We start from the raw sequence: 1,579 nt of genomic DNA, 5'->3' as shown, positions 1-1,579 counted from the left end.
CTGACATGAAAATTAACGGTTGTGGTTTCTTAGCCGGCTTGTTGCAAGGGTTCGAGAATGACTTGGTAGCCCAGGGACTCGAGCTGTCCGATCGCGCGGGCCTTGGTCTTGGCTGGGGCGCGTCCGGCGAAATAGTCGGCTCCGGGATCCCGGTAGAGCTCTCCTGTGGTGAGCATGTGCCAGGCTGCAGTCAGCATGGCGTGTTCCAACGCGACGATCGCTTTGGACGGACCGCGCCGGGCGGTGATCCGTCTGTATTTCGCGGAGAAGTAGGTGTTTTTCGATCGGGCTGCCGAGAGGGCCGCGACACCGAGGGCTCCCTTGAGGTATCGGTTGCCAGGCCGGGTCTTCGTGGATTTGACCCTCCCGGCGGACTCGTTGGACCCCGGGGAGGTTCCGGCCCACGATGCCAACTGCCCGGCCGTGGGGAAGACGTTCATGTCAGCTCCCGTTTCAGCGAGGAAGACCTCGGCGACCGTTCTGCTGACGCCCGGAATACTCACGAGGAGTTCCCGGGCGAGGAGAAAGGGCGCGATCGCCTCTTCGATCCTGGCGCTGAGGTCGCTGATGTCTGCGGTGTGAGCGTCGATCCGGTGCAGATACAGAGCCGCCATGAAGCGGTGGTGGTCATGGAACCTGCCATTGAGCGCCTCGGTGAGCTCGGGGATCTTTGAACGCAAGCTGCGCTGGGCGAGGTTTGCCAGTGCGACCGGGTCATTCTCGCCCTCGACGAGGGCCTGCAGCATCAGTCTCCCGGAGACGCCTGTGATTTCCGAGGCCACGGACGAGAGCTTGATGCAGGCGTCCTCAAGCAGCTTCTCCAGACGTTGGATTTCCTTGGTACGTTCACGGGTAATGACGGTCCTGGCCCGGGTCAGATCCCGCAGTTCACGCACCGGGGGTGGTGGCACGAACGAAGCCCTCACGAGCCCATGGGCGCCCAGATCAGCCAGCCAAGCAGCGTCGGAGACATCGCTCTTGCGGCCCGGAACGTTCCTTGCATCACGGGCGTTGACCAGAATCACCTCCAACCCTTCGTCTTCGAGCAGATAGTAAAAGGGCCGCCAGTAATCACTGGTCGCTTCCAACACGACCAAGGTCACATGCTCGTTGAGCAGGTGTTCCCGCAGGTCCAGGATCCGGGCGGTCATGGAAACCCAGGTCGTGACAGTGGACGTGGTGGGCCTGGACCCACGGCCCTGGACGCGGACGCAGACCTTCGCGTCCTTCTTCGAAACATCGACACCCGCGCACCGCGGGTGGATCACCTCCATAGCGGATCACCTTCCAAAGTCGCCCTGTGAAAAGGTGTCTGTGTTCCGGGGAGGACGGATAAACAACAAATCTGACATTCGTGCTCGAAGCAACAATCCACGGTCCCGCGGACAAGATGTGCCCTCCGCCACCAAACTAAACTACGGGCTCACCGGCACCATAGAGCGACCGGGGTCAACCGAAACACACTCCCAAGTCTCCTCCCGCCCCACCGATGAGCACCAGATCACGACCAAGACAGGTGAGGGACCCACCAATTTTCCACCGCCACGGCGCGGCGACCGCCCCTCGGAGACTAAACTGG

The 1,579-nt window shown here is 61.8% G+C and carries 1 protein-coding gene; it reads right to left on the bottom strand.

Annotated features, from left to right (window positions below; translation table 11 throughout):
* Positions 1 to 29 precede the first annotated feature (29 nt).
* A complete protein-coding gene (locus ACFRAU_RS26025) occupies positions 30 to 1,274 on the bottom strand; it encodes an IS110 family transposase (protein WP_378002015.1) in 1,245 nt (414 codons plus the stop codon).
* Positions 1,275 to 1,579: the final 305 nt, after the last annotated feature.

This window comes from Arthrobacter sp. NPDC056691 (genome assembly GCF_042791415.1).
Classification (GTDB): Bacteria; Actinomycetota; Actinomycetes; order Actinomycetales; family Micrococcaceae; genus Arthrobacter.
Note: the sequence above shows the minus strand (reverse complement) of the source record. Positions and strands in the feature narration are given on the sequence as shown.

Excerpts from the sequence above, each read along its gene's own strand:
- ACFRAU_RS26025 (WP_378002015.1), bottom strand. The coding sequence starts at position 1,274 with ATGGAGGTGATCCACCCGCGGTGCGCGGGTGTCGATGTTTCGAAGAAG.